The following is an 18,248-nucleotide window of genomic DNA, read 5'->3' as shown; positions in this document are numbered from 1 at the left end:
GAAATGGAGGATTCTGAGCTGTCAACAACCATGAACCTGGCTGAAAATGCCCGCACCGGGGGGCCGGGGGAGTTGAAGGCCCTGTGCGGACGGCTGGGTATCCCTTTCCATGATCGTCTGCCTCAGGTTCAGCTTCCGCAGGAATTGATCAAGAGCCTGGACGTGGCCTGGGCCCGGAAGAACCGGCTGGTGCCGATTCAGGCCGCCGAGGACAAGGTCGTGGTGGCCGTGTCAAATCCCCTGGCCCTGGAGCCAACCGATGAGCTGGCCTTTACGCTCCGCAAACGGATTGAGGTCGTGGTGGCGCCGGAGGAGGAGATCCTCAAGTCCCTCAACATGATTTTCTCCGAAAGCATGGACACCGCCGATGACCTCCTCAATGAGATCGTGGCCGAGGATGAAGACTTCCTGGGCGCGGATCTCGAAAATATCCCGGACCTGATTGACTCGGATGACGCCGCGCCGGTCATCAAACTGGTCAATCGCATTCTCTTTCAGGCCGTGTCCGAGCAGGCCAGCGACGTCCATATCGAACCCGGCCCCGGCGTGGTCAATGTCCGGGCCCGCATTGACGGCATCCTCTATGACCGGCTCGCTCCGCCCCGGCACTACCTGCCTTTCCTGTCATCGCGCATCAAGGTCATGGCCGGACTGGATATCGCTGAAAAGCGCCTGCCTCAGGACGGCCGTTTCAACTTTACCGTGGCCGAACGCAATATTGACGTCCGTGTTTCGGTCATTCCGACCTCAGAAGGAGAAAGGCTGGTTCTGAGGCTCCTGGACAAGGGTTCGGCTCATTTGAGTCTGGAGGACCTCGGACTGGACCGGGAAAACCTGGAGCGATTCGTCCGGCTCATCACCAGACCTCATGGTATCATCCTCTCCACCGGCCCGACAGGCAGCGGTAAGACGACGACGCTCTATGCCGCTTTGAGCCGTCTCAACACCAAGGAGCTGAACATCATCACCATCGAAGACCCGGTCGAATACAACCTGCCCGGAGTGGGCCAGATTCAGGTCAATACAAAAATCGGTCTCGATTTCGCCCGCGGCTTGCGCTCGGTGCTGCGCCACGACCCTGATGTGATCATGATTGGGGAGATCAGGGATGCCGAGACGGCTGAGATCGCCATTCAGTCCGCCCTGACCGGTCACCAGGTCTTTTCGACCCTGCACACCAACGATGCCTCTTCGGCCGTGACGAGATTGGTAGACATGGGCATCGAACCCTACCTCGTCTCCTCGACCGTGACCGGGGTTCTGGCCCAGCGCCTGGTTCGCATCCTCTGCCTTCAATGCCGGGAACCCTACCAGCCCTCGCCTGAAACACTGGCCCGGGCAGGCCTGCACGGGACCTCCTGGGACGAAACCCCGGTCTTCCGCGCTCGAGGCTGTCCCGACTGCCTGCAGACCGGTTACCGCGGCCGCACCGGAATTTACGAGTTCCTGGTTCTGGACGACGCCATCCAAGGCACCCTGGTTCACAGCCCGGAGGCCAACGTCATCCGGAAGGTCGCACTCAAGGCGGGCATGAAAACCCTGCTTAGCGATGGCCTGGACAAAGTCCGTCGTGGCACAACTTCCCTCGAAGAAGTCCTCCGGGTCACCTCGGCCTGAAAGGACCTGACTCCATGCCCGTTTACTCCTATCGCGCCCTGAACGACAAGGGTCGGACCATACGCGGCGTTCTGGATGCGGAAAGTCCTTTAAGGGCCAGAACGAAACTCAGGGCCGAGGGCCTGTTCCCGATTGAAGTCCGCCCGACCGCCTCGCAGCGGGTTCGAGGCCTGTCCCTGGATTATCTGAAGCGCATCCTGGCCTTCAGGCGAAATACGGTCAGGCTTCTGGCTCCAATCACCCGTCAGATGGCCACCTTACTGGCCGCCGGCCTGCCTCTGGTGCAGGCCCTGGACACCGTCCAGGAACAGGCCGAAGATCATGAACTCAAACAAGTGCTGGCTTTAATAAAAGATAACGTCACCAGCGGCCAGTCTCTGGCAGAGGCCCTTGAGAACCATGCGGACCTCTTCTCAAAAGAATATATCCACCTGGTGCGAGCCGGGGAGATGAGCGGCGCCCTGGATTCTGTGCTTAACCGGCTGGCCGTGGGTTTGGAGGCGCGCCAGGCACGGCGGGCGAAAATATACTCCGCCCTGACATACCCTGTCTTCATGACCGTCATCGGAACGGCGGTTCTTTTTTTTCTTCTCTCGTTTATTGTCCCGACCATGACCGGATTGTTCGAGGATCTGGGCGCGGTTTTGCCTTGGCCCACCCGCCTGCTGCTGGGGTTGTCGGCCCTGTTCAAGGGGTACTGGTGGGCCCTGCTCCTGATCCTGGCCGGGCTGATCGTGTTGGCGGTGCGTCTCTTGAGGAACGAAGATCGTTACCGCTTTATCGAGACCCTGGTTTTTCGTGTGCCTCTCATCGGCGGGCTGTTTCAAAAACTCCTGCTGGCCCGTGTCCTGCGAAGCCTGGCTCTCTTGAGCTCCGGGGGAGTGGCGCTCACCGCGGCCCTCCAGGTCACCGCCCAGGGGCTGGGGCGGTCAAGTTACGCCTTGGCCCTGGAGACCGCCCGCCAGAAGATTTCCCAGGGCCGCTCTCTGGCCGAGGGGCTGGCGGCCAGCGGCCTGTTCCCGCCCCTGGTCAGACGGATGATCGCCGTGGGCGAGGCCGGAGGAGCCCTGGAGGAAATGCTGACCAGGCTGGCCCAGGCCTATGAGGAGGAGACGGATCAGGTGATGTCCGCCTTGACCTCCCTGGCCGAACCGGTCATAATCGTGGTCATGGGGCTGGTGGTCGGTTTTTTCGTGCTGGCCATCCTGCTGCCCATCTTTGAACTCAGCGGCCTGATTGGATAGGAGAAAGGGATGAATACAATTCCGTATATACGTCGGGCCTGTTGGCGTCAGGTCGGTTTTACCCTGGTTGAAATCCTGGTGGTGGTCGTTATTCTGGGCATCCTGGCCGGGCTGATTGTGCCCAGGATTATGGGTCGGCCCGAGGAGGCCAGGCGGGTCAAGGCGCGCCTGCAGATTGAAAGCCTGGAGGCGACTCTCAAGCTTTTCAAGCTGGATAACGGCTTCTACCCCGACACGGAGCAGGGCCTGCAGGCCCTGGTCGAGAAGCCGGCCACGGGCCGTATTCCCTTGCGCTGGCGGGAGGAAGGCTACCTGGACAAGGGTCAGGTTCCCCGGGATCCCTGGGGTCATGATTTCGTGTATCTCTCGCCAGGTGTGCGTAACAAGGACTTTGATCTCCTGTCCCTGGGGGCTGACGGAGAAGAGGGAGGAACAGGCTCTGACGCGGACATCACCAACTGGGAGACAGAAACCTCGAGCCCCTGATCCAGCCGTGTTCGTGAAGCAGATACCCACCGGCTTAAAGGGCGGTTTCACCCTGATCGAGATGCTGGTGGTGATGGTCCTGATCGGCCTGCTTCTCTCTTTGGTCTTGCCTCGTTTCGGCGGGGTGGGAGAAACGGAGCGGCTGCGGACCGCGATGCGTCTCCTGGCCGCTCAGGCCATGGAAGCCCACAGCCAGGCCGTCACCGAAGCCCGGCCCTGGTTTTTCTGCCTGGACCTGGATCGCACCAGGTCCTGGCTGGCCGTCAAGAGGCCCGAACCGGGCGAGAAGACGGGTCCGGAGGTCCGCTCGATCCATTTGCCATCCGGTCTCAAGTTCAGAGACGTCATTCATCCGGCCGGAGGCATGTTCAGGGACGGCGTGGTGGCTTTTGCCTTCTGGCCCAACGGCGGTAACGAGCCGGGGACCATCCATGTGAAGAATGACGCCGGAGAGGAGATGACTCTTTTCCTGCGGCCTTACCTCGGGCAGAGCGAAATCCATCAGGGCTACCTGCGGGAGGAAGTGGAATGAAACCGCGCTGCAAAGGGTTCACCCTCCTGGAGATCATGATCGCCCTGGCCTTTATCGCGGTGGCGCTGGTGACCGTTATTCAGGCTCAGGGCCAGGGCGTCAAGCTGACCGAACAGGTCCGCTTCACCTCCCGGACCGTCTTTCTGGCCCGGCAGGTCATGGCCGAAGCCCAGGCCCGCGCCGATCTGACCGAGGGCGTGGAAAGAGGCACTTTTGATGAGCCCCTCAACGATCTGGCCTGGGAGCGGAGTGTCGTTCCCCTGCCTATCCTTCAGGGGCTTTACAAGATCGTGATTCGGATACACCACACCGGCAGCCCGGCCCATGAGGGCCTGGTCCTGGAAGGCATTGTTTACAAGGAGCCGCGATGAGCCGACGAACCGGCCTGACCCTTCTGGACCTGCTTGTGGCCATGGCGATCCTGGCCGTTATCCTGACGAGCATTTACTGGGTCTTCGCCAACCACCAGCGATCCGTTGAAGCGGCCTCAGAGTCGAGAGACGCCTATGGCCAGGGCCGCATTATCCTGGACCGCATGGTCCGGGACCTGGCCGGGGCATGGCTTCCGGCTGGCAATCGTTTAAAGACCGGTTTTTCCTATATCTTTGACGGCCAGAAGGACCGCCTGAACCTTATCACCACGGCCCGCCTCTCGCCGGACATCGCCCCCGGTCTGGACCTGGTCGAAGTCGGGTACCGGACCGTTGAAAATGAAGACGGAGAGGAGCTGACCCTGCTGCGGCGCCAGGACCGGACTCCGGACGGAGAAGCACTGGAAGGCGGAACCGAGATCTTCTTGACCAGGTCCCTGCGTCACTTCGAGATCAGCTACATCAACCGGTTGGGTGAAGAACTGTCCACCTGGCAGGCCAAGGACGCCGGCGGCCTGCCTCGCGCCGTCAGAATTAACCTGACCCTGAGCGTGGCGCCGGACAAAAAAGAGACCTTCACCACCGTGGTGGCCCTGGCGCTGTCCTGGCCCAAGGTCAAGATCATCGAACTCCCGGCCGGTTTGGAGGGGTTCTTTTGAATCGTTCCCGCTTCCATGGCCTCTGGCCTGGATACTTTAACGCCAGGACCGGCGTCGCCCTGCTGCTGACCCTGCTGGTCACCGGGCTGCTCTCCGCCTCGACCCTTTCATTCATAAGGATGGCCAACCTCGAAGCCCGCGTGGCTGACAACACTTATGCGCTTACCCAGGCCGAGATTCTGGCCCAGGCCGGCCTCAGGGGGGCCATGGCTCTCCTGTCTCTGGATAAAAAGGAATATGACGACCTGACCGAACCCTGGGCCGACTTCAACCGCTTCGCAGCCATGGCGAGCATGCTTCTCGAAGAGGGGAGTTTCAAAGGCAAGATCGAGGACCTTTCCCGCCGCGTCAACCTCAACGCCCTTCTTGATAAAAACGGCCTGGTCGTCCTGGAAAAACAGAACCAGGTCCAGCGCCTTTTTATGCTGCTCGAACTGGACCCCGCGCTGATGGAGCCCCTTCTGGACTGGCTTGACCGGGACGACGATCCCCGGTCCAACAGCAGCGCTGAAGGCCTTTACTATTTATCCCTTGAAAGACCTTATCCCTGCGCCAACGGCCCCCTGGAGACCTTGGGACAGCTGACGCTCCTCAAAGATTTCACCCCGGCAATCGTTTACGGGACCGAGGCGCAGCGCGGCCTGGCCGAAGTGGTGGCCGCCTTTCCGGACGACTCGGACAATCGAGGCCGGATCAATATCAACACCGCAGACCCCCTGGTTCTCATGAGCCTGCATGAAGGCTTGACGGCAAACCTGGCCCAGGAGATAGTAGAACACCGGAATACGCAGCCCTTTCGGTCTCTGGAGGAGTTCCGGGACCGCCTGCGCATGGACCCGCAGCTTTTTAACGACATCTTCGGTCTGATCTCGGTTAAAAGCAGTCATTTTCTCATTCAGGTCGAAGGCCTTTTCCGCCAGGCGCGAGTGGTTGCCTTGGGCATCGTGAAGCGGGACGACAAAGGCATTGCCTTGATTTATTACAAAACCGGCTGAGGAGGTTTCTTGGCTTTCAGGCTTTTTTCAAACATCTTAAGTCCGGGCGAGGCGGTCGGCCTCAGCCTGGGAGCCGGTGCAGTGCGGGCCGTGAGGCTGGCCAGGACCGAGGCGGGCTTTGACCTGAAGGATTCGACCTCGGTTGAGTTTACGGCCGCCCTCCCTCCCCATGAGGTCGAGATTGAAGCGGCCCTGCTGCGGGTCGCCAGCCTGACAGGAGGCGAAAGGACGCGGCTGGTGGCAAACGTCAGGGCCCGCGATTCCAGGCTGCATTTCTTTGATCTCCCTTTTGACCGCGCGGACAAGGTTCGCCAGGCCCTGCCTTACATCATCGAGCCGTTGATCATGGCCCCGGTCGAGGGCCTCTTTTTCGACTACCTGCCGTTGACGGACAAGAGGCGCAAAGGGCAGCCGGCCCTGGCCTTTGCCGCCGAACCCGAAGCGGTGTCTTCGGTCATAGAAAACTTGCAGGCGGCCGGGCTGAACCCGAACGCTGTCCTGCCTGACAGCCTGGGGCTCGTTGCGGCCGGGCAGCATTTCCTTCAGGCGGAAGACCGTTCCCGGTCCTGGCTCCTGCTGGACCTGGGAGCCAGTCAGACCGGCATGGTTTTATTCGATCAGGGTCGGGCCATCGCTTGCCGAACAACGCCTTACGGCGGTCTGGACCTGACTCGCAAGCTGGCCGAGGCCCAAAATATTGACTTGTCCGAGGCCGAAGCCTCGAAGCGCCAGACCGATCTGGGGGATAACAAGGACTCCGAACCCAGGGAGATTCTGGTGCGGGCCTGGCAGCCGCTCCTGGTTGAGATCGAGCGGACCCTTGCCGCCTCCTTGGCCGAGCGGCGCGATCAGCCGCCTGTTCTGGCCCTGGCGGGCGGCGGAGCCAATGCTCCCGGGCTGAGGCAATTCCTGAGCGGTCGGCTCGGTCTCGAGGTTAAGCTTTTAAATTCAGAGGCAGGCGGCGCGGCCTTGCCTCTGGGCCTGACCCCGGAACTTGCCTCTGCGGCGGGCCTGGCCATCCTGGGCCTGTCTGCCAGGTCCCGGCCCAACCTTCGTCAGGGAGAGCTGGCGCCGCAGCAGGCCCTGTCCCGTTACCGTGCTTCCCTGGCCGTCATGGCCGGCGGCCTGGTCCTGGCGGGCTTCTTCGCCTCGGGCGCCCTGCTGCTGGACTACCGCCATCAAAACCAGCGTTATCATGCGGTCAAGTCTGAAATTACCCGGGTTTTTAAGGAAGTTTCCCCTGAGACGACCCGGGTGGTCTCTCCCCTGGCTCAACTCCGCCAGAAGGTGGAACAGACCCGCTCCGGTGTCACCGGGCTTGCCTCTGAACAAAGGCGGGTTCTGGGCCTGATCCTGGAAGTTAGCCGTATCGCCCGGAGCCGAGAAGGCCTCCGCATCCTGGACCTCTCCCTGACCCCGCAGAACCTTGAACTGCAGGGAGAAGGCGGAAGTTTTGAGGATATTGACCGCCTGAAAAACGAGCTAACCCGCCTGCCTTTTTTCAGCGAGGTTACGGTGGGCGGGGCCCGGATGGACCCGGTCACTCGAAAGTTAACCTTTAAACTTTCCCTGAAAAGGCAAACCGAATGAGGCTCAATCAGAGGGAAATCGCTGTCATCTCCGCCGGACTTGTCATCATCCTGGGCCTGGGAGTCTACTTTTTTCTTCTCGCCCCCCTGGCCGCACGGCGGGACCGGCTCAAGGCGATTACCAGCCGCCTGGAAAAGGACCTGACAGAGATGCGCGTCCTGGCGGCCGAGTATGAGACTCTGGCCAGCAGGCAGGCCCGGCTGCGGAACAGGGTCGAAACGCGGGGGAAAGACTTCGCTCCTTTCAGCTACCTGGAAACCCTGGCTCGGCAGGCCGGTTTAGGCGGAAACATCGAATCAATGACCCCGATGGCCTCGACCGTGGATGAAGGCGCGGCTATGGCCGAGTTCGAGGTCCGGCTGGCTGGCATCGGACTGGAAGAGCTGGTCCGCTTTTTGTATAGCATTGAAACCAGCGATAAGGTGCTCTTTATCAACAACCTCCGGATTCGGCCTCGTTACCTCTCCCCGACCGAACTCGACGTGACCCTGCGCGTGGCGACTCCAGGGTCCAGCTAATGACCTCAAGGTGGCTGAAATTCCTTCTCGCCCTGCTCGTGGCGGGCTACATCCTGGCTCTGGCGCTCATAGCAGCCTTTTTTGAATTCCCGTATGAGGCGGCCGCCGATTTATTGAAAAACCGCATCGAGGCCTCGGCTCCCCTGCGCCTGGAGCTGTCTGCGCCGCGGGCCGGATTCCCGTTTTCTCTCAACCTGAACGAGCTGAACATCGGGCTGGCCGACTCCAGCGAAACCCTCTGGGTTTTCAAATCGAACCGGGTCAGGCTGCGACTGAAGCCGACACGACTCCTGATCGGCCGCATATGCGGCCTGATCGAGGCAGAGGCATGGGAAGGCCGGGTCAAGGGCCGGTTTGAATACCAGCTTTTTGGCTCCCAGCAATTCTGCCTCAGCTTCAGCGAGATAGAAATTCCTGGATTCAGCCTGCGCGGTCCAGGCCAGTCGGGCGTCGTGAGCGGTACGCTGCGAGGCCGGCTTGTTGCCTGCGGCCAGGGCCAGGTCTTTCCGCATCACGGCTCAGGCAGGATGAGCCTGGGGCCGGGCCGTTTTACCGGGCGGCCCCTGCCTGATTTACCCAGCCTGAGCCTGGATTTTGATCTTTTAGACCTGGATTTCAGCCTGGGGCGCGACCAGGTCACTATCAAAAACCTGGCTTTGAAAAACCCGGAGATCAATATCAAGCTGGCCGGACGAATCATTAACCTGAAGGAACCGGTCCTGATCCTGTCCGGTTCGGCGCTCCTCGGTCCTGCCAACCGTTTGAGGACCAGGATTAACTTCAACCTGACCGGGCCGGCAATCCAACCCCGACTGAAACTCGGTCCCGCTCTGAGTGCCCCGTCTTCCAAATAATCCTGGTTGGCCAACCGGCCGCCTTCTGAAATAATGATAATTTTCATTGAAACTACATCGTTTTAGAGGTATTCTTTCATATAATTCAGGCCATGAAACCGGGGAGTCGCTGCGTCTTAACCAGGCCAAAAATATTTGAGAAGGTGGGGCGTCTGGCTGAATCATCCCAAAGGAGAGCGATATCCGGCTGAGAGAGGGAATTGATGTATAATGCTGGATCAGGAATTTTTTAAAAAATTTATCAAGGCGTTAACTGAAATTCACGGTTCGCTCAGCGTCATGAGGACCTCGGAGGCTATTGTTGAAAATGCGGCTCAGCTCTTCGAGGCCCAGGGGGCCAGCCTGATGCTGTATGATCATGGCACGAAAGCGTTAAAGAGTTCTGCCGCCTGCGGGCTGAGTCAGTCTTATCTGGATAAGGGTCCCCTGGCCGCGGACAAGAGTCTGGGAGAAACCTTGCAGCGGGAGCCGGTCGTCATCCTCAACGCCACCCAGGACGAACGGATACAGTATAAAGAGGAGGCCGCCCAGGAGGGAATCAAGAGTATCATCGGACTGCCTCTGCAGGCGGGGAACATGCTGGTTGGCGCCTTAAGGCTTTATTTCGATCAAACCAACGAGCCAGACCTGGATCGGCTGGCGATCTTTGAAAACCTGGCCAAGCTGGCCGGGCAGGCTCTGAAAAAAAGTTTCTATTTCTCCTCCTTTCACGCGGTTCTTCATTCAATTCACAGCATGCATTCCTCCCAGACCCTGGATGAGGTTCTCCAGAACCTTGTCGAAAGCGCCGCCAGAGGCGCTTATGCCAGGGGCTGCGTCTTATGGCTTCTTGACAATGCAGGCAACACCATGATGGACGTCAGCGGCTTTGGCCTGAGCGAGCGCTATCTGAATAAAGGTCCCATCTCTATCAACCGGGGTCTGGGGGAGGTCGAGACAGGCCAGCCGGTCATCATCTGCCGCGTAGCGGAAGACGATCGTATTCAGTATCCTGATCAGGCGGCGGAAGAAAATATCGAGGCCATGTGCGGGTTTCCGGTTCGGATAGCCAACCGTATCGTGGGCGCCTTGAGGTTTTACTTCCAGTTTGAATTCGAGCCTGATGAGGATGACCAGACTTATATGGCGCTCCTAGCCGATCAGGTCGGGGTGGCCCTGGAAAAGGATCAGCTCGTTATTCAGCTCAAGAACGAGTCCGAGCGCCGTCAGGGCTCGATCGAGCACGAGACCGATCTGCCAGACGAAGAATAACCGGCCAAATAATGCAAGAGGTCACCCTGGTCTTAGCCACCCAAAACAAGAACAAGATAAGGGAGATTTCGGCTCTTCTTCAAGACTATCCTGTCAGGATCATGAACCTGGACGATTTCGGCCCCAAGCCAGCTCCGGTGGAAGATGCCGACACCTTTGAAGGGAATGCCTTTCTCAAGGCCAGCCATTACGCCTGCATTCTTGGCCGCCCGACCCTGGCCGATGATTCCGGCCTTATGATCGAGGCGCTGGGCGGGGCGCCCGGGGTTCATTCGGCCCGCTGGGCGGGTGAAAAGGCAACGGACGCGGGAAAATGCGCCTTGATTCTTGAGCAGATGGAGGGTCAGACGAAGCGCCGGGCCTCATTCGTCTGCGCCCTGGTCCTGGCCGTGCCAGCCGGACCGGCTTTAACCTGGACCGGCCGCATTGACGGGGAATTGACCACCGAGCCGCACGGTTTCAATGGCTTTGGTTATGATCCCATTTTTTTCTATCCGCCGCTTAAAAAGACCCTGGCCGAGCTCAGCCCGGCTGAGAAAGGTCGGGTTAGCCACCGGGGCCGGGCTCTGGCTGAGTTCAAGTCCGAGTTTGACAAGGTTCTCATCTGGCTGGACGAACGTCTGAAGGAAGCCGGTTCTCCCTGCTGAAGTCCCGGGCAACTCAGACCATGCTTCAGACCCCTGCGCTTTCCAGCCGCCACCGGGAAAGGAAACGATCCAGATCAGGAGCATACCCATGAGCGAGACGACGGAACTGCCTGAATGGCTGTGGATAGTGATTGAAAAAGACGGGGAGCTGGAAAGGCTTTTCGGCCAGCATGAACAGGAAAAGGACGTCTTTTTCGTTCCGGCTTTCAACAGCCAGGAAGACGGGCAGGCCTGCCTGCAGTATCTGCAAAAAATGCCCGAGCGAAAATACGAAATCCATGCCATGCGTTCGGCTGAAGTGATCAATACCATCGAGCCATACAACTACCAGCTCTTCATTCTGGACAGTCACGGCCAGGTGCTCGAAAGCCTGGCGCCGGCGCCGGAGCAGCAATAATCACGTCGAATATTCAGGAAGGTATGAAGGGCCCTTGATATCGTTATAAAATGTCCGGGCGAAGCGATCCCGGAATTTTCAATTGGAGCGTCTTTTTACGGTTTTCTAGTCCAGAGCGCTGATCAGCTTGAAGACGTCGTCCTTTTTCTTGGTCAGCCGCTTAAGTATTTTTTTGAAGTCCTTGGCTGTCAGGTTTGTGCTTTTGAGCAATTCTATGGACGGGGGCTTGAGGTAGGGGCTGCCGCTGGAACCGATCTGGATGTATCTGGCTGCAAAGTCGGCCAGATTGACGCATACCGCCAGGGACAGGCCTTTTTCGGCCATGAGGGGCTGGTGGTGGTGCTCAATGGCCCAGGCCAGCACCTCCGGGATATGCCAGTGTCTCAGTAATGTCCCTCCCACTGAGGCGTGGTTCAAACCGAAGTCGAGCGTCTCGGCCTCGTAGAAATCCAGTCTGTGTTCGGCCACCCGGGCGAGCACCTGGCTGAACTCCTCCTCGAAGTAAATCAGCATAACCAGCTTGCCGATATCGTGAAGTATCCCGGCCGTAAAGGCATAGCCGGGGTCAATCCCCCCCAGGTCCTGCGCGATGGCTTCAGCAAAAACGCCGACCGCGGTCGTGTGAGCCCAGAAGGCGTTGAGGTCAAAATTTTCATACTGATTTTTAGGGGAGAAGTAATGAATAAAGGAGGCGCCGACGGCCAGACTCCGGACCATGTCAAAACCCAGGATCACCACCGCCCGTTCAATGGTCGTGGCTTTTTCCCTGAGACCGTAATAAGCCGAGTTCGCCACCCTGAGGATGCGCGCCGTTAGGGCCTGATCCTGATTCAGAACATTGATTAAATCCCGGACCGAGGAGTCATCCGAGGCCGTCATGTGCATGATCTGGCTCAAGACCACCGGAATAGTCGGCAAGTCCTGATCCATCAAGGTCAGGGTCTTGATAACCCGGGCTTCCAGTGAATCCTGTTGTTCAGTTACCTGTTCCACCGTCTGCGACCAAAAATGTGGGCTCATCAAGCAGATTTAAACAGAAACATTCTACAAATTTGTATATATTTAGCATATAAAACATCAATCGTCAATTAACATCAGCCCGGGGGGAGGTATACGAATCAGCAGCCATGGCCCCGGAAGAATCGGGCTTCCGGGCCGAAGGTCTGGCCCTTCATTTTCAGGGCGCGGTTCGGTGGATTGGCAAAGGAGGAAGCAGCCTATTTAGCATAATCCACGGAACGCGTTTCACGGATGACGGTCACTCGAATCTGGCCGGGATAAGACAGCTCCTTCTCGATCTTGCGGCAGATATCATTACAGAGGAGCGCTGAGTTCGAATCGTTCACCTGCTCGCTGTCCACGATGATCCGTATCTCCCGGCCCGCCTGGATGGCGTAGGACTTGGAAATTCCATTGAAGGAGGAGGCGATTTTTTCCAGGTCTTCCAGGCGTTTGACATAGGTCTCCAGCATCTCGCGCCGGGCGCCCGGCCGGGCGCCGGACAGGGTGTCGGCCGCCTGAACCAGCACTGCGAGCACGCTCTCCGGAAGGATATCCTCGTGGTGTGCCCGGATGGCATGAATAACGTTATCGGCCTCCCCGTAACGTTTGGCCAGGTCCGCTCCAATCTGGGCATGGGGACCCTCGACCTCATGGTCCACGGCCTTCCCGATATCGTGCAGCAGTCCGGCTCGCTTGGCCTGCTTTACATTCAGGCCCAGTTCCGCAGCCATGACGCCGCACAGAAAGCTCACTTCAAGGGAGTGCTGCAGCACGTTCTGAGCATAGCTGGAGCGGTATTTAAGTCTTCCGAGGAGCTTGATCAATTCGGGGTGAATGCCATGCACGCCGACGTCAAAAGCGGCCTGTTCTCCAGCCTCGCGGATGGATACTTCGATCTCTTCATTTACTTTGGTTACGATTTCTTCTATGCGCGCCGGATGGATGCGGCCGTCAGAGATGAGCCGCTCCAGGGACAACCGGGCGACCTCGCGGCGGATCGGATTAAAGCAGGATAAAATGACCGCCTCGGGTGTATCGTCCACAATGAGGTCCACCCCGGTGGCGGCTTCGATGGCGCGAATATTTCGGCCTTCACGACCGATGATCCGGCCCTTCATTTCCTCGCCGGGCAGATTGACCACCGAGATCGTGCGTTCGGCGACATGATCCCCGGCGAACCGCTTGATGGCCAGGGATAAGATCTCTTTGGCCTTCTTGTCCGCCACCTCGCGGGTCTCGGTTTCAATGCGGCGGAGCATCTTGGCCGCTTCATACCGCGCCTCTTCCTCCATGCTCCGGAGGAGCATATCTTTCGCCTGATCGGAAGAGACGCCAGCTATTCGCTCCAGCGTTTCCCTCTGCGTGGCGAGTGTTTCGTCAAGTTCTTTCGTTTTACCGCTGATGGTCTTTTCCTGGCGCGAGAGGCTGCTCACCCTTTTATTGATGTCTATTTCACGTTCGCTCAGCAGATCGGCTTTCCGGTCCAGGTTTTCTTCCTTCTGAATCAACCGTCTTTCCAGCTTGTTCTGTTCAGCCCGCCGGTCCTTGAGCTCGCGTTCGAGCTCCTGTTTCATCTGATAGAGGGCATCCTTGTTCTGGAGGGCGGCTTCCTTCTTGAGGTTGGCAGCCTCTCTCTGGGCTTCCTCAATTATCCGCTGGGAAAGCTGTTCGATGGAGCCGATCTGAGCCTCGGTGGTGTGCTTGCGCCATTTAATTCCAAAAACTGCCCCGACAAGAAGAGCCGCGATGGCTATGAAAAACATTGTGATAGAAAATAACAGCATTTTAAACTAGCTCCTGTTACGGTACCGAGGTGTCGGAGGTCACGTCCCTGCCTCTGATCGCAAATCACCTCTGCCGTTTCCTTTGAAAACGGTCAAGCCAAGATTACGCCCGGATGAAAATCTGGAGGTGATGGACAGGCTGAGAGAGGCCCTTTTAAGCAGGCGATTAAGCTGCGGCAGACAGACAGGGTGTTCCGGTTGAGTTAACGCTAAAGACCGTCACTCATGAAGAGCCGCCAAATCTTACCCCGCCATGTCATAAGCTGTGAACCATTTCTTTATTACCAGGGCCTGATGGAAATCGCCCTCGACTACCTGGACCATCAATATATCTTCAAGACTTTACTCTTGGATCATTATCCTCCCGGCCGGGTGACTCCCCGGCCAATTGGCCTTCAATGCGCGCCACCAGCCTGGCCGCATTTGACTCGACTTTGTGCCGGAGGCGCTCTAACTCCTCCGTGGCCTGAAAGTAGTCGCTGGCCGCCTTGAAAGCGGCCATGACCGCTAAGTCAATCTGAGTCCCTATAAATGAGCTCGACTTGAAATTTTCCATCTGCCGGTTTATGTACTCCGCAATCTGAAAAATCATCTCTTCAGAGGCATCGCTCTTGATGCGGTATTCTTGAGTGAGGATTCGGACGTTAACCAGTTTCACGCCATGTCTCTTCCTGGAAGCTATCCAGTCTCGAATTGAGCGATGCGGGACAATATCTCGTCAACTTTGGCCCGGACCCGGGCCTTCTCCTGTTCGTAGCTCAAGGCCTTTTTCTTGAGCGCCTCTATCTCTTCTTCCTTCTTCGATAAAAGGGTTTCGAGTTCTTCCCTGGCCCTGGCTGCTTCCTGGCATCGAACCAGCAGGGCGTCCACCTTTTGCACTAATAACTCAAATTGATCTAACTGTTCCGATTCCATATCTTTTTATCGCATCTTATCAAGGATTAACTAGCATCATATATATTTCATAATGAAAGTCAAGAACCAAAATCCTGAACAGCGCGGCTGGCAGAAGGGAGTGGCTCGGCTGAGCGTCATGCGTGAGTTAAGGAAGCACCGGCGTAAAGGGACGCCGGGACCCGGGCTTGATCGGGGGCGTTTATTTACTGCAAAATACCCACCTATACTGAAAAAGCAAGAAAAGCGGGAAATAGGGCAAATGAGTGAAACCTCACCTGCCTGTGCGGAAAGCTGTCTTGACTAGCCTCGCCTCTGGTAGTACTCCACCAGTTTTCTTGCCGCCGTGGCGGCGCGCTCGATGGTCGAATAAAAGGGTATACCGGCCTCGAGGAGCCTGGTTCTGACTTCACACATCACCTTCCAGCTCCAGTGGTCAAACTCATCAATCCCCAGGGCCTTATCAGGCACCACGGCCATGACAGGCTTGTGATTTTGTTTTTCCAGCCTGAATCCCTCAAGATAAGATTCAGCGGTGAGGCCTTTCTGGCGCTCATGGTGGGGATCGCTCATGATGGCGATGAGGAGGTCGAAGTTATCATTTCTGGCCATCATTTCCATGATAACGCCTGGATTAAAATCCGCTCGATCCCTGATGGACATATCCACGGGATTTCCAATCCAGTCCCAGATGGCGCTGCCATTCCTTTTCAGTTCCTCCCGGATCTCGGCGGGCAGGGGGATCACATCCAGGCCTGCCTCTTCACAGAGGTCAGCCGCGAGAACGCTCGCACCCCCACCCCCTCCGGCGACCCCGACTCTCAGGCTCGAAATGGGCGGCAGGAAGGTAAAGGCCGCTGCCAGGTCAATCAATTCCTCCGGGCTTGCGGCTGAAACGGCTCCGGCCTGAGTGACAAGGGTTGGCCAGATCTTCTGGGAGCCGGCCAGGGAGGCGGTATGTGAGGCAGCGGCTCTTGTGCCTGACATTCCCCGGCCGCCTTTAAGGACCGCGACGGGCTTGATCGAGGCGGCCTGGCGCAGGGCGTTCATAAATCTTTCGCCATCCCGGATCCCTTCGACGTACATCAGGATAAATTTTGTCTCCGGGTCCTGGGCAAAGTAGTCCAGAAAATCACACTCATTGAAATCAAGGGCGTTCCCGTAACTGATAGCCTTGCTGAAATAGACCGCCCTCAGGGCCGAATACCGGCCAAGTTCTTCGGCCAGCTGGCCGCTTTGCGATATCAATCCCACCGGCCCGGATTCCTTGGGCATGGCGTCACTGAAGGAAATGCCTTGGCGCGGGTAATAGAGGCCCATGCAGTTCGGCCCGATGATGCGGATCCCGCCTTTTTTGGCCTCCTCGAGTATTTGCTGCTCCAGCTCCGTTGCCTCCTGACGGCCGGTTTCGCTGAAACGGGCGGTGAAAAGGTGAAGCGCCTTGACTCCCTTCGAGGCGCAGTCCTTGACCAGGCCCAAGACCTGGGACGCGGGAACGCTCGAAATGACGTAGTCAACAGAGCCGGGTATCTCCCGGATGTCCGGGTAGACCTTGAGGCCGGCGATCTCGGAGTGCTTGGGGTTTACCGGGTAGACCTTGCCTTGAAAGCCGTATTTAAGCAGACATGCGGTAAACTGGTAACCGGGTACATGGGGATTCCCCGAAGCTCCAACCACGGCAATTGATTGCGGATGGAGAATTTCTTCCAAGGGATGAACTGACATCAATGACGCCTCCTGCTGATCTGTAACCATAACAGGGAAGAATACTACCTTTTCCGTTTTCCATAGTCAAGGCAGCCGGATATTTGTGTTGCTGTGCAGAGCCAGGGTCAGGGGCTTGCCATGACATAGATCAGAGCGAATGATAAAAATACGTTTTGGTTGGAATCCCTGGATTGCTTTGTGGCTGGCGCTCCTATGGGTGGCATTTTATAACAATATCAATAAAATGCCATTGCGAGCGACGCGCAGCCATCTCTCTTTTTATCCCATCTAAAAAGGGATTGATCGGAAGGTTATTTTGCCAATCATTATTCCATTAGTAGGACGTGGGCCAGTTATGCAACAAATGCCGCCCGAGGCCGCCCTGAAGCCGGTTGGTATGGAGGTCGAGCATTTTTATAAGAAAATCACGAGTTTCGGCCGGATCAATGATTTCGTTTACCCCTTAAGAGTCCGAAATATTCGCCTCCGTTCTCCATATAGATCAAGCCGCCCGGGGGAATTACGACTTTGCCATCCTTGACATGGCTTTGCCGGATTATAAACCCTTCAGCGGTCTGTCTTTTGACACCGTGCCGGTTGGTCGGCATTTTAGGACGTAAGAAATCGGGCATTTCTGAGGGGTCCACGTAGCAGGCGTCCGGTGCTGGAAGTTTGTAATGTGCGTTTTCTGGCATGATTTACGCTCCTTCCTAAAGTATCTTGCCTTCTATCATGAATTAAGGAACAGCTGTTCTTAAGGGCTTTCGTTCCAAATTACCGCCTTTGGCCCTTGTTTTTGATGAATTGGAGAACCGTGAGTTTAGTCACCTTACCAAAATCGTGGCTAAAAAACAATTTTTATCATCTCCAGGCATGACTACAAGAGACCTCTCCGGGTCATGCAGCCCAAAGGGATTTGGGCTTGCGCCTTTTTTAAGCGATTATTTCTTTTCCGGTTTGGGGCCCCAGCCCAGTTTGCCTTGAATGCTTAGGACCAGGGAGAAGAAAGAAGGCACCAGGAAGATGGTGAAGACGGTCGAGACGATCAGGCCGCCGATGACCACGCTGCCCAGGCCTCGATAAAGCTCTGACCCGGCCCCGGGGAAGAGGACCAGCGGACTCATCCCAAAGACGCTGGTGGTCATGCTCATGAAGATGGGCCTGAGACGCGTCCGGACCGACTCGGACACGGCTTCGCGGTAAGCCAGGCCGTTATATCTTATGTTGTTGAGGGCCTGGTGGACGATGAGGATGGCGTTATTGACCACGATGCCGATCAGGATGACGAAGCCAAGCATGGTCAGCACGTCCAGGGCCTGGAAGGAAATGAAGGCGTTGACCGCGGCCAGGCCGAGAAACCCGCCAGCAGCGGCCAGAGGCACGGAAAACATGATGACCAGCGGGTAGATGAAGCTTCCGAACAGGGCCGACATGAGGAGGTAGATGATGATGAGGGCCAGGATAAAATTAAAGGTCAGGGCCTCCCGGGTCTGAGTCAGTTTGTCGGCCGTCCCGGCCAGCTTGATGCGGTGGAACTCACCCAGCTCCCCGCTTTTTTTAATGGGCCGGACGACCTTTTCCTCAATTATCTCCATGGCTGTCTGGAGCGGCAGGTTTTCAGGAGGAATGACCTGAATGGTTACCGCCCGCTCACGTTCGATGTGGTTGATCTGTACCGGACCGGACACGGTCTTTATTTC

General features: G+C 57.4%; 20 protein-coding genes. 13 read left to right on the top strand and 7 right to left on the bottom strand.

All coding sequences use genetic code 11. The annotated features are described in order from the left end of the window. The first annotated feature begins 30 nt into the window (after positions 1-30). The 13 genes from gspE (at position 31) to JRI95_00040 (ending at position 11,161) form a co-directional block, all read left to right on the top strand. Positions 31-1,617: a type II secretion system ATPase GspE gene (gene gspE, locus JRI95_00100; GenBank protein MBW2059942.1), complete on the top strand. Its 1,587-nt coding sequence runs from the start codon at positions 31-33 to the stop codon at positions 1,615-1,617. A 14-nt stretch (positions 1,618-1,631) separates the two neighbouring features. After that, positions 1,632-2,861 carry a type II secretion system F family protein gene (locus JRI95_00095; protein MBW2059941.1) on the top strand — a complete coding sequence of 410 codons (1,230 nt, stop codon included), beginning with the start codon at positions 1,632-1,634 and terminating at the stop codon, positions 2,859-2,861. 9 nt (positions 2,862-2,870) lie between these two features. Beyond that, positions 2,871-3,347 (top strand): type II secretion system major pseudopilin GspG, encoded by a 477-nt coding sequence (gspG, locus tag JRI95_00090; protein MBW2059940.1) that lies wholly within the window; start codon positions 2,871-2,873, stop codon positions 3,345-3,347. Positions 3,348-3,360: 13 nt separating this feature from the next. After that, on the top strand, positions 3,361-3,879 hold the full coding sequence (locus JRI95_00085; protein ID MBW2059939.1) for a prepilin-type N-terminal cleavage/methylation domain-containing protein: 519 nt from the start codon (positions 3,361-3,363) through the stop codon (positions 3,877-3,879). After that, positions 3,876-4,250, top strand: coding sequence for a prepilin-type N-terminal cleavage/methylation domain-containing protein (locus JRI95_00080; GenBank protein ID MBW2059938.1), 375 nt, complete (start codon positions 3,876-3,878; stop codon positions 4,248-4,250). The genes JRI95_00085 and JRI95_00080 overlap by 4 nt, the downstream gene beginning before the upstream one ends. Continuing rightward, entirely contained in the window at positions 4,247-4,909 is a 663-nt protein-coding gene (locus JRI95_00075) for a prepilin-type N-terminal cleavage/methylation domain-containing protein (protein MBW2059937.1), read from the top strand. Before JRI95_00080 ends, JRI95_00075 begins: the two co-directional genes overlap by 4 nt. Then, entirely contained in the window at positions 4,906-5,904 is a 999-nt protein-coding gene (gspK, locus tag JRI95_00070; GenBank protein ID MBW2059936.1) for a type II secretion system minor pseudopilin GspK, read from the top strand. The genes JRI95_00075 and gspK overlap by 4 nt, the downstream gene beginning before the upstream one ends. A 9-nt stretch (positions 5,905-5,913) precedes the next feature. Continuing rightward, positions 5,914-7,494: a pilus assembly protein PilM gene (gene pilM, locus JRI95_00065; protein MBW2059935.1), complete on the top strand. Its 1,581-nt coding sequence runs from the start codon at positions 5,914-5,916 to the stop codon at positions 7,492-7,494. Continuing rightward, on the top strand, positions 7,491-8,012 hold the full coding sequence (locus tag JRI95_00060) for a type II secretion system protein M (protein MBW2059934.1): 522 nt from the start codon (positions 7,491-7,493) through the stop codon (positions 8,010-8,012). Before pilM ends, JRI95_00060 begins: the two co-directional genes overlap by 4 nt. Next, a complete protein-coding gene (locus JRI95_00055; GenBank protein ID MBW2059933.1) occupies positions 8,012-8,866 on the top strand; it encodes a hypothetical protein in 855 nt (284 codons plus the stop codon). Before JRI95_00060 ends, JRI95_00055 begins: the two co-directional genes overlap by 1 nt. Positions 8,867-9,076: 210 nt before the next feature. After that, positions 9,077-10,117: a GAF domain-containing protein gene (locus JRI95_00050; protein ID MBW2059932.1), complete on the top strand. Its 1,041-nt coding sequence runs from the start codon at positions 9,077-9,079 to the stop codon at positions 10,115-10,117. Between the two features lie 11 nt (positions 10,118-10,128). Beyond that, positions 10,129-10,764, top strand: a complete 636-nt coding sequence (locus tag JRI95_00045) for an XTP/dITP diphosphatase (protein MBW2059931.1) — start codon at positions 10,129-10,131, stop codon at positions 10,762-10,764. An 88-nt stretch (positions 10,765-10,852) separates the two neighbouring features. After that, on the top strand, positions 10,853-11,161 hold the full coding sequence (locus JRI95_00040) for a hypothetical protein (protein MBW2059930.1): 309 nt from the start codon (positions 10,853-10,855) through the stop codon (positions 11,159-11,161). A 105-nt stretch (positions 11,162-11,266) separates the two neighbouring features. Here JRI95_00040 and JRI95_00035 read toward each other — a convergent pair whose 3' ends face one another. The 7 genes from JRI95_00035 to JRI95_00005 all read right to left on the bottom strand — a co-directional run. Next, entirely contained in the window at positions 11,267-12,154 is an 888-nt protein-coding gene (locus JRI95_00035; protein ID MBW2059929.1) for an HDOD domain-containing protein, read from the bottom strand. Positions 12,155-12,378: 224 nt separating this feature from the next. Further along, positions 12,379-13,947: a ribonuclease Y gene (gene rny, locus JRI95_00030; protein MBW2059928.1), complete on the bottom strand. Its 1,569-nt coding sequence runs from the start codon at positions 13,945-13,947 to the stop codon at positions 12,379-12,381. 334 nt (positions 13,948-14,281) lie between these two features. Next, positions 14,282-14,605, bottom strand: coding sequence for a cell division protein ZapA (locus JRI95_00025; GenBank protein MBW2059927.1), 324 nt, complete (start codon positions 14,603-14,605; stop codon positions 14,282-14,284). 20 nt (positions 14,606-14,625) lie between these two features. Beyond that, entirely contained in the window at positions 14,626-14,862 is a 237-nt protein-coding gene (locus tag JRI95_00020; protein MBW2059926.1) for a hypothetical protein, read from the bottom strand. 282 nt (positions 14,863-15,144) lie between these two features. Further along, positions 15,145-16,566, bottom strand: a complete 1,422-nt coding sequence (locus JRI95_00015; GenBank protein MBW2059925.1) for a CoA-binding protein — start codon at positions 16,564-16,566, stop codon at positions 15,145-15,147. Between the two features lie 425 nt (positions 16,567-16,991). Continuing rightward, complete coding sequence (locus JRI95_00010) at positions 16,992-17,243, bottom strand: hypothetical protein (protein ID MBW2059924.1); 252 nt, start codon at positions 17,241-17,243, stop codon at positions 16,992-16,994. Between the two features lie 246 nt (positions 17,244-17,489). Beyond that, positions 17,490-18,248, bottom strand: a 759-nt coding sequence (locus JRI95_00005; protein ID MBW2059923.1) for an efflux RND transporter permease subunit, incomplete at its 5' end; no start/stop codon positions are given.

It is taken from the genome of Deltaproteobacteria bacterium, from assembly GCA_019308995.1.
In the GTDB taxonomy this organism is placed as follows: Bacteria; Desulfobacterota; Desulfarculia; order Adiutricales; family JAFDHD01; genus JAFDHD01.
The sequence above is the reverse complement of the archived record's forward strand: the minus strand, read 5'-3'. Positions and strand labels throughout refer to the sequence as shown.